Here is a 14,997-nt window from a genome sequence, read left to right on the forward strand (position 1 = left end):
TTTTGTCTGTTGAATTATGACTTTTAGACTTATTTGTTTTTAACCCAATTGCTGATGTCGTTGATGACCTCGGACGGAATATTACCCTGCTTGAAGTACTCCTGAGGCGTGCTCATGGTTCCCTCGCCTTCGGTATAGAAGTGATTGAGTTTTGGGTACAGGCGATAAGTAACGTCTTTCCGATCTTTCAAGTTGGTCTTCCAGATATCAAGCTGCTCCGGCATGACTTGATAATCGCGCCCTCCCTGTAGGACGAGCATTTTTCCTGTCTGAGTCTTCGCCTTTTCAGCGGGCTCATAGCCGCGTAGGTCCATAAACCAATATCCGAGTGAATATTCTTTCGGAGGATTGGCCGTGGACAGGTTAGGATCCTTCAAGATGGCAAACTGCCCTTTATAAAAATCCAACGATTGAGATGGCATCTGCTTTAGGTCTACGAGATACGAAAATTGCTTCTCCAATAAGTCGAAAAAATAGCCGCCTGGCGCTGACATTAGGACAGTTCCTGCAATCTGCTTATCTTTATCCGCTTCCACAAGACGCGGCATCATGAAACCTCCTTGGCTGTGTCCGAGTACGAAAATCTGTTTCGGATCAATGCCTTCGGTGCTGCTCATTTGTTTGACGGCGGTAAGCGCATCGTCAAGCGCTTCTTCTTTCATCGTCATATTTGGCAGAAGACTGAGCTGCGCCGGATACTCAAGGCTGCGTTTATCGTAACGCAGAACGGCAATACCCTGTGATGCCAATCCTGCTGCAAGATCGCTAAACGGCTTCAGCACGCCAAGCCACTCGTCGCGGTCATTCGGCCCCGATCCGTGTACGAGCACAACCACAGGATACGGACCTTTTCCCTTCGGCAGCGTCAGTGTGCCAGGTAAAGCCCAGCGACCTTCACCGATCATAACTTCCTTTTCAGTATATGTTTCCGAATCCGCATAGCTCGGTAGTTTATAACCTTCTAACTTCATTGCTGAGGAGGAATCGAACAAAAAGTCATCGATCTCTCCTCCATGATTAAATCTGAGAACGAACGGTATTTCGCTGTTTTCAAAAGTGAGTGTGAGCCTCACATTTTCGTGTACAATAGTTGAGTCTGTTGTGAGTTTGCTTACACCTTTAAATTTTCCAAGTTGACCTGTTGCGCTTCCGAAAAATTGTTGGATAACCTCTGCCGTAGCAACGGACCCCAGATTGGCGCTAAAAAACTGCGTCGAACTAGTTAAGGATGAGCCCAGAGCGGAGGCAATAAAAGATGTCGCTTTACCGGTAAGATCCGTTTTGTCAAAGATGATAGCTTGAGCTTGGTCATCCCAACCAATTGTGGTACCGAGTGCTTCATTGAGTGCACGAAGCGCAAATTGGGTGCGTTCTTCTACGAGCTCCGCCGCAGACGGCAATGTCATCACCTTACCGTCGATTACGGCTTCATTGCTGCCGATTTTCAAGGATAATGCATGTCCGAGATACTTGACGCTTACAGAAGAGTTCGTTTCGTCCCACAACACTTCTCCACCGAGCGATTCCACTACCGCACGTAAAGGTACGATTTGCGCTGAACGGGTTGCAGCCATTTGGGCATGTGATGCCGGAGTTTCCACCTGCGTCGTAGTTGACGCAGCACTTGAGACGGTCGGGAGAGTGACGCTTAAGGCAAGCATTGCCGAGATCACTTTTAAGGGAATTGTCGAATTCGTTTTCAAAAGAATGCACCTCCAAAATGAGAAATTTCCACCCTATACATTTAGATAATTATCTAACAATATAAATATAACAGTGTTTTTAACATTATTCAAGAGTTGCAAAAGGTCTGTGTCCGGAGGACATAATGAGAGCGCAGGCAAAGGAAGTCTTCTCCAAGTCAAAAAGGAAACAAATAACGAGATGTTAATTTTCATGATCTAGCGTAAAGGGCTGCACGCGGCAGCCCCTTCATAATTGAACTATAGAACTTGTTATTGAACTTCGAAGCGCTTGAACATCATGTAACGGAGATCGCCCATACATACGGGTATACTCCCGGCTGAATTGAGACGGACTCTCATAACCGACACGAAAAGAGGCATCGGAAACTGGCAAAGTTTCCATCAACATAAGATGCCGAGCTTCTTGCAAGCGCACCGTCTTTTGATATTGAAGAGGACTCATTGCTGTAATGCGCTTAAAATGCTTGTGAAATGAAGATGTACTCATGTTCACTGTTTTAGCAAGTTGTTCGATTGTTACCGGCTTGTCGTAATTCAAGTTAATCAACTGAATCGCCTGAGCGATACTGTGCGCATGGCTGCCGATGATTGCAGATTGATGAAGAAGCACACCCGTTTCTCCTTGAAGGACTCGATACAGGATCTCTCGGATGATAAACGGAGATAGTACATGAATGTCCTCAGGAGCGTCAAGCAATTGCATGAGTCTTACGAGAGCTTCAAGCAATGCCGGTGATGTCTGACTAACGGTTATGCCCCGACAGTCCTCCTCGAGAAGGGACTCAGGGCGATTTATTGCTTTCACGATATCCAGAATTACATCTGAGTCGAAATGTAATTTTAAGCTTAGAAACGGCGTTTCATTCGAACCCTCGATGATTTGACCTTTTATTGGCAATTCCACAGAAGTAACCAGATAAGTGGACGGATCATATCGGTAAGTTTCGTCAGCCAGCGTAGCGATCTTTGCCCCTTGCACCACCACGCAAATGGAAGGCTTATAAACGGACTCCACCGGTTCTGATAACGTAGTGGCGTGCAATAAAGCTAACGATGGTATGGTTGTCTGATGCGTCCCATTCGATGGAGCATGGCGTGAAATCAAGTCTACTAATTGGTGCAAGGACTGTTCCATTCGCAGTGAATTATTGAGTGTATCCATGTTTCAAGCTCCTTCCAAGAACACAGGATATTATATCCATGTATTATAGCGAAGCAAAAGAGAATTAGGCAAGAATCGAATAGGTATAGTCTAACCTTATGTAACTAAACCTTTCAATTGAGCAGCTTGGCGGCGAAGCGTTGGCGATCCGTGCCGACATAAGCAAAATTAGCGAAATTGAAGAGTTATTTTCGAAGACCCTTAAGAGATTTGGGCTTCTTGAATGGCAAATCACCGGAATTACTCCAAACATATAGCAAAATGAACTCATTCGGACGACTCGGGGAACCTGAGGATATTGCCAATGCGATTGAGCTGTTAGTCAGTGAAAAAGCACGATGGATTACGGGACAAACAATTCGCGTAAATGGCGGGTTCAATTAATAAACAAAAGAAGGAAAAAGCCCGACAATTAGTCGGACTTTTCCTTCTACTTTAAATGATTAGGCGTTAACCACCGATTGGCATTTTGGCTACTGGATTTTTATCCGCAGAAACGACTTCACCCGTTTTGGAATTTACATTTGCGATATACACATCGCCTTCCTCTTGTAGCTGCTGCTTGGTTTTACCGTCAATTGGCGTTGTGAAGAAAACAGAGTAGAACGTTCCTTCTTGGTCTACAAGATTAACAAAATATGTAGATTGATCCAAACCAGTTAAGGAATCATTAAATTTGTTTTGAAGGGCCTTTTTCGCAAGTGCAACTGCCTCATCCTCGCTCATGTCTTGGGATGTCTTAACAGGTTCCTTATAGTCTGGATTTGGTATAAATCCTTCCACCACAGATGGTTGAGCGTTTGGATCTACTGGTTGAGGTACAGCCACCTTCTGTTGACTTGTCACATTGACATTTGGTGCGGAATCCACTGAAAAAGCGAAAGCCGAAATCGCTCCGTTGCCTGCAATCAAAGCCGTTGCTACACCTGCCGTTAGTAATGTTGCGTAAATCTTTTTCTTCATTTTGATTACCTCCATCGTTGAATTGATATCGCTTGTTACATTTATAGAATACAAGACCGATATGATAAACTTGTTTTCAAGTTATTATGGAGTTGTAAAATCGATCGCAACTTTAGTGAATTCGTTTTCTTTCGAAGTAATCTGAATGTGCGCATGATGAAGCTCAGCAATTTGATTGCAAATGGATAATCCTAATCCGATTCCACCGAGTTCTTTCGTTCGAGATTTGTCCACAACATAGAAGGCTTCTGTTAATTTCGCAATGTCTTTCTCAGGAATACCCTTCCCATAATCAAGTACTTCAACAAAGACGTCCTTTTCTCGGCGGCTGCATGTCATCATAATCTTCCCTCCGGGTTGAGACGCTTTAATACTGTTTTCCACTACGTTGATTAATAGCGTTTGGAGTAGGGTCTTATCACCAACTATGTAATCGGCTAAACATTCCGTATCTACTGAGATGTTTTTGGCGTTCAACTGGTGCTGTACCATGGTTACAACATACGTGAACAGTTCGTTTAGATCAACGCGTTCAAGGGAGATCTCGCCATTTTTCAAATATAATAATTCCATCATCTTTTTCGAGAGCAAATCCAGTCGGTTTACATGCTCGTGAATGTAACGGATGGCCATTCTCCGATCGTCCTCATCATAGTTGGCATGTTCCAGAAATTCGCTGTATCCCTTAATGGCTGTTATGGGTGTTTTAATTTCATGCGTTAAATTGTTAATGAATGTTTCTTTGTCTTCGTTTGCTTTTTGAATCGTTTCAATATTCGCGGAGACTGCATCAACCATCTTGTTGAAATTCTGCGCTAAGTCCCCGATCTCATCATTGCCACTCACCTTAATTCGTCTATGGTAAGCTCCCGCGGCGATGTCCTTTACCCCTTTATTTAACCGTCTAATTGGGGATGTTAGTTGAAACAAGAGTAGAATGAGCACAACCGATAATACCAAAGAAATGACTACACTGAGCATGATAAAGTAATGGAGCAGAGAGAGATAATACGCTTGCAGATAGTTGGAATCTCTGGAGATGACTAGCCTATAGCCCTGGAAATCCATCTTCCCCCCGACAAAAAGCCAGAGCTCTCCCTGAATCTTCCTGTACGTGGTTTTACGAAAATCACCCTGCAATTCCTCACGCTTTCCTTCAAGTTGGTAAGCATTTGAATACATCAATTGATTCCCATTGTAAACTTCTGCTAGAATGCCTTTTTTATAATAGTTGGATACAAAACCGCCAATAACGGAGCTATAGTCGGCTCCGCTTGTGCTTTCCGTATAAACATTAAGAATATAACTTAAGGCGTTTTCAATACCCTCGTACTCGTTCAACCCTCTTGAGATGTCCATCTTCTCGTTTAATTGATAACTCTTTTTGAGAAGTCCATAAGCCCCAAGATCAAAGACAACTAGAAAAATAAGCAGGACAAGCAAATACGTTTTCTGCCAAAACTTCATACTTGCACCTCGAGCCTATAACCGTACTTATACACTGTTTTAATCTGATTATCCCAATCCAGCTTCTTTCTCAGCTTCTGAATGTGGACGTCAACCGTTCTTGTATCCCCGTAAAAATCGTATCCCCATATTCGCTCGACAATTTTCTCTCTAGATAGGGCAATATTTTTATTTTGAATAAGCAGTTCAAGCAACTGGAATTCCTTGTTCGTCATTTCAACGATTTGGCCCTGAACCGTCACGGTATGCTTGTCTAAATCCACAACAGTATGATCTAGTGTAAATTCGTTATTATCTCGTTGGTTTCTTCTTAAAGCCACATGGATGCGAGCGATCAGTTCCACGGCTTCAAAAGGTTTGGCTATGTAGTCTTCGGCTCCGATTTCCAAACCATGAACTTTATCTGCAAGCGAATCTCTAGCTGTTAAGTAGATCACGGGTACGTTCCGTTTCAGTACTTCCTTGATAACTTCAAACCCGTCTTTACCAGGAAGCATCACATCCAGAATAACCAAATCGATCTTACTCTCTTGCAAAACATGAGAAATCTGATCCCCGCTATATAGTTGAATGTACTCGTGCCCGACCATTTTTAAATTAACCGCAATTAAATCATTAATTGCCCTCTCATCATCTACAATGAGTATTTTAGCCATAATATCACACTCCATAACAAGCATAACAAATACCTTATTGGAAGTTGTTATCGAGTTGTAAAATCTTTTCCCTGTCCATATTAATGGTTCCCTTTGGAATGGAAATAGATTCGACATAGAAGTCTCTCCCATAAAAACATAGCAATGCCAGCAATGTCCGATACTGAAAGTGTGATCGCTACATGACAAAAAGAGCAGCTGCCAGCCGCGGCAAACTACTCTCTGATTTCAACTCTCCGTCCAGTTGGGCAATAGCACAAGCTGAACTACTTGTATTTCCAACCTGCACGTTGCAGTATATTCTCTATAGAATCGCCAGGATCATATTCAACTATTATTAGTCCTGCTCCCATTCTAACTCCTCCTAAAGTGAACCTATAGAGTGACCATTTTCGTTGCAACGTTTTCTCGAAATGCCTGGTCATGCTCCACAAAAACCATGGTAGGATTAAAGCTATTAATAAGCTCTTCAACTTGCATGCGTGAATAAACATCAATAAAGTTTAGTGGTTCATCCCAAATATACAAATGAGCTTTTTCACATAAACTTTTCGCAATAAGCAACTTTTTCTTTTGCCCACCAGAGTATTGAGATATATCTTTCTCAAACTGGATCCGCTCGAAATCCATCTTTCGCAGAATCGATTTAAATATCGGTTCATCAATCTGATTTTCTTCAATAAAGTCAGCTAACTTCCCTTTTAAATGAGAGGTATCTTGCTGAACATAAGAAATGATAAGACCTGAACCTACGTTCAAAGTACCCCTATGCTGGATTGGATCTCCTACAATAAGTTTTAGAATACTACTTTTACCACTACCATTCTTTCCATCGAGCACGACTCGGTCTCCTGCTGCAACAGTAAAACTTATTGGCGAATTCACTCCCTCACCTTCATACCTAACAACCACGTCTGTTAACTGAATGAGTTCTTTCGCTTTGTATGCTAAAGGCTCTAATTGCAATGACTCCGTCTTCTCCACATTTTTTAGCAACGTTGACTTTTCTTCAATCGCTTTATTTTGCCTTGATTCCAGGTTCTTTGCACGTTTCATCATTTTGGCTGCTTTATGTCCAACATACCCCTTGTCCAATTTAGAACCAGAGTTCGTTGTACCATTTTTGGAAGCTTCTACTTGATTGGACCAGTTGGCTGATCGTTTTGAAGATTGTTGCAGCCTCCCAATATCTTTGTGCAAACGCTCATTTGTTTTCTCCTCATGTTCCTGCTGTCTATCAAAATTCAGCTTCCAAGAAGAATAATTACCACTTTGAACTTCGATATTGGCTCTATTTATTGACAAGATGTGGTCAACGCAGCCATCCAAAAAGTTTCTATCATGTGAAATTAGAATGAACCCTTTTTTCCTTTTCAAATAGGTAGAAACCATCTTTCGCCCATGGGTATCTAGGTGATTGGTTGGCTCATCAATTAATAGAAATTGCCCTTCATTCAAAAATAGTGCAGCCAGCAGTACCTTCGTTTGTTCCCCATTCGATAATGTTTCAAAGGGTCGGTACATCACTTCAGCATCGACATCTAAATACGATATTTCCCGAAGAAACTCCCAATCTTCAGCTTTCGGACATATCTCTTCTACGATTTCATAGGTGAGTCTGCTTTTATCCGAGACTGGATATGGGAAATAGTTGAATTCAACTGAAGAAATAATTTTTCCGTTGTATTCGTATTTTTCTAATAATAAATTGAAGAAAGTTGTCTTACCTCGACCGTTCCGGCCAATAAAGCCAAGTTTCCAATCCGTATCTATTTGAAAGCTAACATCCTCAAAAATAGGATCAAAGCTGCTAGGATATGAAAATGTTAGGTTTTGTACTTGAATCATTGACATGGTGGGTTCCTCCTTTTTATAACACACTACTTCTTTATAAAAAGTCGGTATATATCCATCTATTCTCTTTTCACTCCGTATAAGTGCAATGGATACTAACGACTTATACGGAGTAAATCATGTGTAATTACCGTTTCCGAGCTCATGTGGTCCCTCCTTTAACCTTCACTCTTATTGTTATAATTCATTGATTGGTATTGTAAAGTTGGATTCTCGCGTTTTATCTAATTACCGAGATACCATGATGCGGTGTTAGTTCTTTTTAGTATACCACATTTGATATTCCTTAAATTAGCCCATTAGAAGTATCTGGCACTGAGAATCTCTAAATTAGAACGAAATATCCGAACTAATCTCACTCTCCGCACTAATAATTCCCAAATAGTCCGAATTAGCCGAACTATATCGTCTCCGCCGCCCCTTTCCCGCAAAAAGTGGGCATTTAGTTCGGTAAAATCGGACTAAATTAATATAGGCAACTATCAACAACGAGAGTGGATCCTAAGCTGCTCAATCTCGTGCCTAATTGGTTTGCATATCCACGCCTCCTAGGTTACAATGTTTATATCGACAAATTTGCATGTCTAAAAAGGAGGTTGTCACGTCCTTGTCCCCCCGTTCCAAAGAACAAAATGAAATCATTCGCATGCAGCGCAGCGAACAAATCCTAGATGCTGCAGCGCGCACCTACTTCCTAACTGGCGGGAGCTTTGATATTCGTGATGTCGCCCGCGAAGCCAAGATCGGTTATGGCACGGTTTACCATTATTACCCTAACCGGCATTTATTAATAGAAGATGTACTGAATAGCGGTTTCGATCGGTGCGAGCAAGCTCTGAAACAATGGGCAACCACTCGCGGCAACAACCCGAGCGAAGGGCACCTGTTGACGTATTGCAAGGATTTGCTCCTTCTATGGCAGTCAGATGCACGTGCCTATCTCGTCTACAAAATGGCAGCGGAACACTATTCAGGCTTGCCTGAGAAAGATCGAAGCCTCATCAAGAGACGATTCATGGAACGGCTGTACCTTCCACTCCAAACCATCGCCCAGCGCGAAGACGACAGCGTCGACCATATGCTTGCCGTACTGGTTGGTTGCTGCGGACTACACTACTATGCGGGTACTTCCGAGCTGGACGTCGATCGGATCGCCAAGCTCGCTATGCAAGCTATTACGAAGGAGTCTTGATACGAACATGGTTATTTTAAAAAGCAAACTTGAAATCGAGGCCATCCATAAAGCCTGCCAGGTAGTGGCTGAATGCCATCGTACGATCGCTCCGCTCATTCAACCGGGCATTACGACGAACGAGATTGAGCGCATCTTCGAGGAAATCATTCTTAAACACGGCGCTAAGCCCTACACGAAAGGCTACAAGGGCTATACCTATGCGACTTGTGCCTCCGTCAATGACGTAATCGCGCATGGCTTTCCTACAGATACGCCGCTTAAGGAGGGCGATATCGTGACGATCGATACCGTCGCGGAGCTCGATGGCTGGCTCGGTGATTCCGCCTGGAACTATGCGGTCGGGCAGATCTCCCCGACAGCCGAGAAGCTGATGCGCGTCACGAAGGAATGCCTAGACCTTGGCATCGCGCAGGCACAGCCGGGCAACCGGCTCGGCGACGTGACGAGCGCCATCCAGCGACATGCCGAGTCGAACGGTTTCGGCGTCGTTCGTGACCTGCTCGCGCATGGCATTGGCCGGGACCTGCACGAAGAGCCGAACTATATGCATGTTGGCAAGCCCGGCAAAGGCCTTCGAATCAAGGAAGGCATGGTGTTCACGATCGAGCCAATGCTTACCGAGGGCACCTACCACATGACGATCGATCCGGACGGCTGGACCGCGCGAACGGTGGACGGCAAGCTCGCCGCCCAATACGAGCATACGATTGCCATCCTGGCTGGGGGTCCACAAATACTGACTGCGCAATAGATTTATTTCACCATATCGCATGAAATCCAGTTCAATTCAATCCAATCGATCTCATCGTTATCTGACAATAACACAAGGAACCAAAGCAAAAGAAGCCTGCAACCGCAGGCTTCTTTTGTCTATACATCCATCACGACCATTTGATGGCAATCTATTCTTGGCACCTCGTAATGCACGGTTCCATCTGAATCTGTTACGAAAGCGAGCTCTGTCATCTGCGGGGCTAGATACACCTTTTTGACCGGCTTATCCAACCGCACTGACACCTTCGTCTCGAAAATGGGCACTACATCTTCAATTACTTCGATGTTCTTCCCGCGTTTGACAGGCACGGCATACAAGAGGTGATTAACAAAGCGCCGTTCTGACGACTGCTCCATAAGCGTAACGATCCCCTGTGCCGGCAAGTTCGACGAGAGTGTTTTTGCAGTTCCCAATAGCTTGTTCAGCGCATACAGAACGCTTTGCTTGAGAACGAGACTGCCCACCGTCGCATATTCCTCGAAGACATTCCACGCGATATAAATGCCGCTGCTGCTTTCAACCATCCCTGGTCCGTCCGACTGGAGCGCACTTGGGGTATGTTGATGCGAACAGAACGTATATACGTCACGGTTAAAATAAGGATTCTCCCGGTGCCCTAGCATCTTCCCATCCCCACTTAATTCAACTTGCTGACCGTTGGAATAGAAGACGAATGATGCTTCCGGCAAGCTTTCCAGCGCAAAATGCGGGTGAAAATAAGAAGGTTTATACGGATTCACACCGGCATAGCGTACCCCAAGATCAATTGAAAATGCAGTTCCCTCTACGTTTAGCCCTGACTCCCCGGAAGCTAGCAGCTTTCCCCCCTGCGCCATGTAAGCGTTCAGCTTGGTTTCAAGTTCCAGAGTTATCATAATACGATCTGGCAAAATAATAACGCGATACCGATGGAAATCGCTATCCATATCAATTACGTCGAACAGAATGTTACCTTCCAGCAGCATGCGAACTGCTCCGGCATCAGCATTGCCCGTTCGATCGGCTTCACCCTCTTCTGGGCGTGAGACTGCCGCCTCTACTGTGAATAGCCCGACGTCAGCAATGCTTTGCACATTGGCACACCACGGTTCCTTGCTCTCCACCTCGGCATAAGCCACGCCAATAATTGCATACGTCGCTGGATCCATTTGCCCTTCCGGATGCAATTGATCGCCTATGGAACAGCTTGCCCCATTCGCGATGCTGAGTGCTGTTTCGTAGCGCAGCGCATTGGGATGCTTGTAGCCGCCGAATTCTCCCCACGACGTGTGGAATTTGCCTGTCATGCCAAGAAACGGCATCCCAAGCCCTTGCGCATAGCGTGCGGAAAGTGGGAAATGATCATATCCCCAACCCCCTGTCGGCAAAGATTCCAGTTCCAGATGCGAGTTCATGGCCGCCAAATCACGGCGCCCACGGCGGATATGTCCGCCGTTGTGAAATACGGGCATTCCCGGTTTCACAACATCAATCGTTTCTCGGACCCTGCGAGTGTAATTGCTGTATGTGCGTTCGCCTAGATCTAACACTGCCTTCACGTCACGGGGATCCCTTCCTTCGGACCGTAATTGGCTGACGCAGTTGTGACAGTAGCATTTGCGTACCCCAACAATATCGAGGAAAATGCCATCCGCATCATAGCGCCGAACCACTTCGTCAATTTGAGATAGAAGCACGTCTAGATACGGTGAATTCATACAGAAAGAGTGATACCCCGGCTTCATAAAGCCATCCACCCATGTCGTATTGTCATTGATGTCCCGAATCAGCCATTCGGGACGTCGGCGCGCAAGCTTTTCATCTAAGCCTGCAGAGAGATAGACTGGCGTTTTGACGCCAATATCATGCGCTGCTTCAATCATCTCCCCAAGCAGATCACATGTTAAGTGAGGATGGGTCTCGTTGGCTTCGGAAGGATGATAAGCCCAACCATGATGACATTTGGAAAAAACGGTGATTGAATCCACGTGGCCCTTGCGAAGCATGTCCTGAAACTGTTCTTTATTGAAATCGCGCCCGATCCCTGGGATTGCTTCCGACGTATGAAAATCAAGATGAACTTGACGAAAACGCATAGAACTGTCGCCTCCTAAATCTATATTTGTTTTAACTATAGCTTGAAATATAATCATGATATAGTAATAGCAACGACTTAAAATAGCACATTTCCGACCAACGGGAGACCCAACTTATGACTACCTGCTTGCAACTTCGCATTCCGCCCTTGCCACAATTTCTCACCATCGGTTTCTCGACCTGGCCGGTTGGTGCCCAGCATTTTGGGCGAACTTTTGATGTCTACGATTTGCTGTTCGTTCGCAGTGGGATGCTGCATATGACAGAAGAATCGCACGCATATGATGTAGGTCCTGGTGAAATGCTGCTGCTTGAACCTGGCATATCGCACATCGGTCACAAAGCTTGCGAGGTGCCGACCGAGATTTATTGGGTCCATTTTAAGCATGAACCTGCGATTTCTAGGCTTCAAGATCATCAGATCTCCTGGTCGGTGCCTGTCCGCGAAGGAAGAGACAGCGATCTGGCGCCTCAAGAACAGTATCTTTATGTGCCTAAATTCAGTTCTTATGATCCCATGGCAGTGGAGCCGATTTTGGATGAAATGCTCCGACTCAGGTCGTCCTTGACGATGGAGTATGCCTTCGATCTGCAACAACGGTTAGGTCGACTCCTGTCACAACTGCAAGCTTCATTACGGTCAGGCCGGCTAGGCAGCCGATCTTCCGTGCTTGCAGCACAAGTGATGCGTTATTTGGAACTGCACCTTCGAGAGCCCTATCATGCTGCCCACATGGAACAGGAGCTGCACTTCAACGAGGACTACGCTGCGCGCTGCCTTCGTAAGCATACAGGGCTAAGCCCGCTCCAGTATCATCATGTTGTGCGAATGGAGGAAGCCAAGCGACTGCTCAGCACGAGTGAATTACCCCTACAAGAAGTCGGAGATCGTGTCGGTTATGAGGATTATAACTACTTTATCCGAGTTTTCCGCAAAACGGTCGGCTGCACGCCAAGCGCTTTCCGCAGGTCGGTGTACAGGTATGTGTGAGGCCAACGCTGCGTCACGAACTAGCTCTAAGCAGCCTATCCGAGAAGTGTTGGATGACAACTAAGTTCTGAAATGCTGCAGGGGCTTTCCCGCTGCTGAATCTTATTTAGATGTAAAAACTACAGCTAATGTTCTCGAATTTGGGGTATTTTCGTAGTTAGATGGAAAATATACAGGTAAATTCAATGAAATTTGAAAAATCGATACAATTGGAGAAATTTAACTACAGGAAATACAGTTAATCACCCTAACTTGCTAAATCCGTTTCAAATAGATGGAGAAACGCCAGTTAAATTGCAGGAGTCAGTTTATTATTCATCGGTCATAAGGTGAACAACGCAAGAAGAGGCCGTTTCAATAAGTCTACATAGACTTGTGAAACGGCCTCTTTTTATGAAGAAAGGGGTAACGCCAATAGCGTCAAAGCGAATCGGATCGCCTACTTAGACTTAGCGTATTTCTCATTGTACATCTTGACAAGCTCGTCGGTTTTTAGCTTTTTAAAGCCCTCAACGAAGGTATCCCATTCCGTCATTGGCTTTTGACCGAGTATAAATTTCGTTAGGTTTTCGCTCATATACGTCTTCAACGGGGTTGTAATTTCGGCAAGTTTCGACGATTCCTCCTTGGACCAGTTAATGGAAGGCTCGGGATCGCGAAGTGCGTTCATTTCCTTGAGTTTTTTCATCCGGTCTGGGATGATGGCCGCCTGTTGATCCTCTCCTGCCTTGAAGCCGAGCAGACCGAAGCGGTTGTAAGACGGAATGACACCGGTTAACCACCAGCTGCCATAGCCGTAATCGGTTTGTTTTTTCATACCTTCAGGATATTTGCCATCCGCTCCGACGGTCCAGACGCTTTGAGTTTTGTCGAGCTTATATCCGGAAGGCGTCGTTTTGTCACGGGTGAACGTCTCATTCTCAACGCCAAGCATGAAGAACTCAACACCCTCATCGCTGTAAGTGTAATCCATAGCCTTAATAATCTGATCGATGTATTTCGATTTTTTATTAATAACCATTGGCGAGCGGTAAGCGATGTTATAGTGTGGATCAAGATTTTGGGTATACGTTTTGCCATCAATCTTCAATGGATAAATAGGCTGAATGTCGCGAGCTGGATCCTTCTTTGGATTGAGATTGTTCGACATCGCAAGTTGCTCCATCATTAGCGGGAACTGGCCGCTCTCATAACCCGCAAACAGCTCCTGATCTTTCATCGTCAAGAAGTTTGGATGCAGCAGCTTCTCTGAATACATCCAACTCATCAACTCTGTCCACTGCTTGTAACGATCTTTAAAGTCCACTGGTGCAAAAACGAATTTCTTCGTCTCAGGGTCCATCATCATTCCGTTACCGGGACCGTTATTAACATTGATGCCAAAATACATCTGCGTCCGCTCCGCAAAATAATCGAAGCCAAGCCGTGACGAAGTAATGTAATCACCCGTCTGTTTCTTCAGCGCGAGCATAGCCTTCTTGAAATCGTCGACTGTCTGAATCTGGCTAGCATCCAGTCCCTCTTTCTTCAATAAATCGTTACGCACGAGCCAGAGCGTTGTGGCAAAATCGAAATCCTGCACGAGTGGAAACGCATACAGTTTACCATCCTCCGGATGCCGCATCACTTTATCGGCCTCTGGGTACTTCTTAAGCCATTTTTCCAGATTCGGCAACTTGCCGGCCTTCATATAATCGTCGAGTGCCACGAACAACTGTGGTCCGTAATCCTTAAACGTGCGATCATCTTGGAAAAATTTCATCATATCTGGCAGTTGTCCTGAGCTAAGCACGATGTTCATTTTTTCCTTAAATGCGTCGCGAGGCGGGCTGTTCACGTTAAATTTGACCCCTGTCCGCTTGCCCCACTCGACGAACACTGGCAAGTCGCTGCCGATCGGCAGTCCCGGATCCCATGGCGTCAGCACCTCCACGGTTGGAATTTCGCCGGCAACGCTTTTGCCATCCCCAGTTGAAGCCGTAGGCGTGGCGGCTTTCTCTGTGCTCTGGCAACCAGCCAGCACGGTCATACAGATGGATAAGGCGGCGGCTGTTAGCCGCCAATTCATAGTTTTGCCCATTTAGAACCCCTCCTGAATTTTTTATACAAATGCTATGAAAATATAGTTGTACACACGTCATACGATGCCCTG

The 14,997-nt window shown here is 45.2% G+C and carries 11 protein-coding genes and 1 pseudogene; 4 read left to right on the forward strand and 8 right to left on the reverse strand.

Going from position 1 to position 14,997, the window contains the following annotated elements; all coding sequences use genetic code 11:
• Positions 1-29: 29 nt before the first annotated feature.
• Both A8708_RS13400 and A8708_RS13405 read right to left on the reverse strand, forming a co-directional pair.
• Positions 30-1,703 (reverse strand): alpha/beta fold hydrolase, encoded by a 1,674-nt coding sequence (locus A8708_RS13400; RefSeq protein WP_068664125.1) that lies wholly within the window; start codon positions 1,701-1,703, stop codon positions 30-32.
• 229 nt (positions 1,704-1,932) lie between these two features.
• Entirely contained in the window at positions 1,933-2,868 is a 936-nt protein-coding gene (locus A8708_RS13405) for an AraC family transcriptional regulator (RefSeq protein WP_068664127.1), read from the reverse strand.
• A 216-nt stretch (positions 2,869-3,084) separates the two neighbouring features.
• On the opposite strand from A8708_RS13405, the pseudogene A8708_RS36110 reads away from it, so the two are divergent.
• A pseudogene (locus tag A8708_RS36110) lies at positions 3,085-3,252 on the forward strand (SDR family oxidoreductase); the annotation flags it as partial.
• Positions 3,253-3,318: 66 nt separating this feature from the next.
• Here the strand turns inward: A8708_RS36110 and A8708_RS13410 are convergent.
• The 4 genes from A8708_RS13410 to A8708_RS13425 all read right to left on the reverse strand — a co-directional run bounded on the left by A8708_RS13410 (position 3,319) and on the right by A8708_RS13425 (position 7,808).
• Positions 3,319-3,831, reverse strand: coding sequence for a hypothetical protein (locus A8708_RS13410; protein WP_068664129.1), 513 nt, complete (start codon positions 3,829-3,831; stop codon positions 3,319-3,321).
• Positions 3,832-3,915: 84 nt separating this feature from the next.
• Positions 3,916-5,298, reverse strand: coding sequence for a sensor histidine kinase (locus tag A8708_RS13415; protein WP_068664131.1), 1,383 nt, complete (start codon positions 5,296-5,298; stop codon positions 3,916-3,918).
• Positions 5,295-5,954: a response regulator transcription factor gene (locus A8708_RS13420; protein ID WP_068664278.1), complete on the reverse strand. Its 660-nt coding sequence runs from the start codon at positions 5,952-5,954 to the stop codon at positions 5,295-5,297. Before A8708_RS13420 ends, A8708_RS13415 begins: the two co-directional genes overlap by 4 nt.
• 375 nt (positions 5,955-6,329) lie before the next feature.
• Positions 6,330-7,808 carry an Lsa family ABC-F type ribosomal protection protein gene (locus tag A8708_RS13425; RefSeq protein ID WP_068664133.1) on the reverse strand — a complete coding sequence of 493 codons (1,479 nt, stop codon included), beginning with the start codon at positions 7,806-7,808 and terminating at the stop codon, positions 6,330-6,332.
• A 607-nt stretch (positions 7,809-8,415) separates the two neighbouring features.
• Between A8708_RS13425 and A8708_RS13430 the strand changes: the two genes are divergently transcribed.
• Together A8708_RS13430 and map are read left to right on the forward strand one after the other, a co-directional pair.
• Complete coding sequence (locus A8708_RS13430; RefSeq protein ID WP_068664135.1) at positions 8,416-9,000, forward strand: TetR/AcrR family transcriptional regulator; 585 nt, start codon at positions 8,416-8,418, stop codon at positions 8,998-9,000.
• A 7-nt stretch (positions 9,001-9,007) separates the two neighbouring features.
• Positions 9,008-9,754, forward strand: a complete 747-nt coding sequence (gene map, locus A8708_RS13435; RefSeq protein WP_068664137.1) for a type I methionyl aminopeptidase — start codon at positions 9,008-9,010, stop codon at positions 9,752-9,754.
• 119 nt (positions 9,755-9,873) lie between these two features.
• Here map and A8708_RS13440 read toward each other — a convergent pair whose 3' ends face one another.
• Entirely contained in the window at positions 9,874-11,853 is a 1,980-nt protein-coding gene (locus A8708_RS13440) for a beta-galactosidase trimerization domain-containing protein (RefSeq protein WP_068664139.1), read from the reverse strand.
• A 116-nt stretch (positions 11,854-11,969) separates the two neighbouring features.
• Here A8708_RS13440 and A8708_RS13445 point away from each other — a divergent pair, with 116 nt between their 5' ends.
• The gene (locus A8708_RS13445; RefSeq protein ID WP_068664145.1) at positions 11,970-12,845 is read left to right on the forward strand and encodes a helix-turn-helix transcriptional regulator; all 876 of its coding nucleotides are present in this window, start codon (positions 11,970-11,972) and stop codon (positions 12,843-12,845) included.
• A gap of 439 nt (positions 12,846-13,284) precedes the next feature.
• Here the strand turns inward: A8708_RS13445 and A8708_RS13450 are convergent, their stop codons facing one another.
• The gene (locus tag A8708_RS13450) at positions 13,285-14,925 is read right to left on the reverse strand and encodes an extracellular solute-binding protein (RefSeq protein ID WP_068664147.1); all 1,641 of its coding nucleotides are present in this window, start codon (positions 14,923-14,925) and stop codon (positions 13,285-13,287) included.
• Positions 14,926-14,997: the final 72 nt, after the last annotated feature.

Origin of the sequence: Paenibacillus oryzisoli, from assembly GCF_001653565.1 — a bacterium.
Classification (GTDB): Bacteria; Bacillota; Bacilli; order Paenibacillales; family NBRC-103111; genus Paenibacillus_E; species Paenibacillus_E oryzisoli.

Bases quoted from the DNA above. Each gene is read 5' to 3' on its own strand.
- A8708_RS13405 (WP_068664127.1), bottom strand. From the start codon at position 2,868: ATGGATACACTCAATAATTCACTGCGAATGGAACAGTCCTTGCACCAA.
- A8708_RS13410 (WP_068664129.1), bottom strand. From the start codon at position 3,831: ATGAAGAAAAAGATTTACGCAACATTACTAACGGCAGGTGTAGCAACG.
- A8708_RS13415 (WP_068664131.1), bottom strand. From the start codon at position 5,298: ATGAAGTTTTGGCAGAAAACGTATTTGCTTGTCCTGCTTATTTTTCTA.
- A8708_RS13420 (WP_068664278.1), bottom strand. From the start codon at position 5,954: ATGGCTAAAATACTCATTGTAGATGATGAGAGGGCAATTAATGATTTA.
- A8708_RS13425 (WP_068664133.1), bottom strand. From the start codon at position 7,808: ATGTCAATGATTCAAGTACAAAACCTAACATTTTCATATCCTAGCAGC.
- map (WP_068664137.1), top strand. From the start codon at position 9,008: ATGGTTATTTTAAAAAGCAAACTTGAAATCGAGGCCATCCATAAAGCC.
- A8708_RS13440 (WP_068664139.1), bottom strand. From the start codon at position 11,853: ATGCGTTTTCGTCAAGTTCATCTTGATTTTCATACGTCGGAAGCAATC.
- A8708_RS13445 (WP_068664145.1), top strand. From the start codon at position 11,970: ATGACTACCTGCTTGCAACTTCGCATTCCGCCCTTGCCACAATTTCTC.
- A8708_RS13450 (WP_068664147.1), bottom strand. From the start codon at position 14,925: ATGGGCAAAACTATGAATTGGCGGCTAACAGCCGCCGCCTTATCCATC.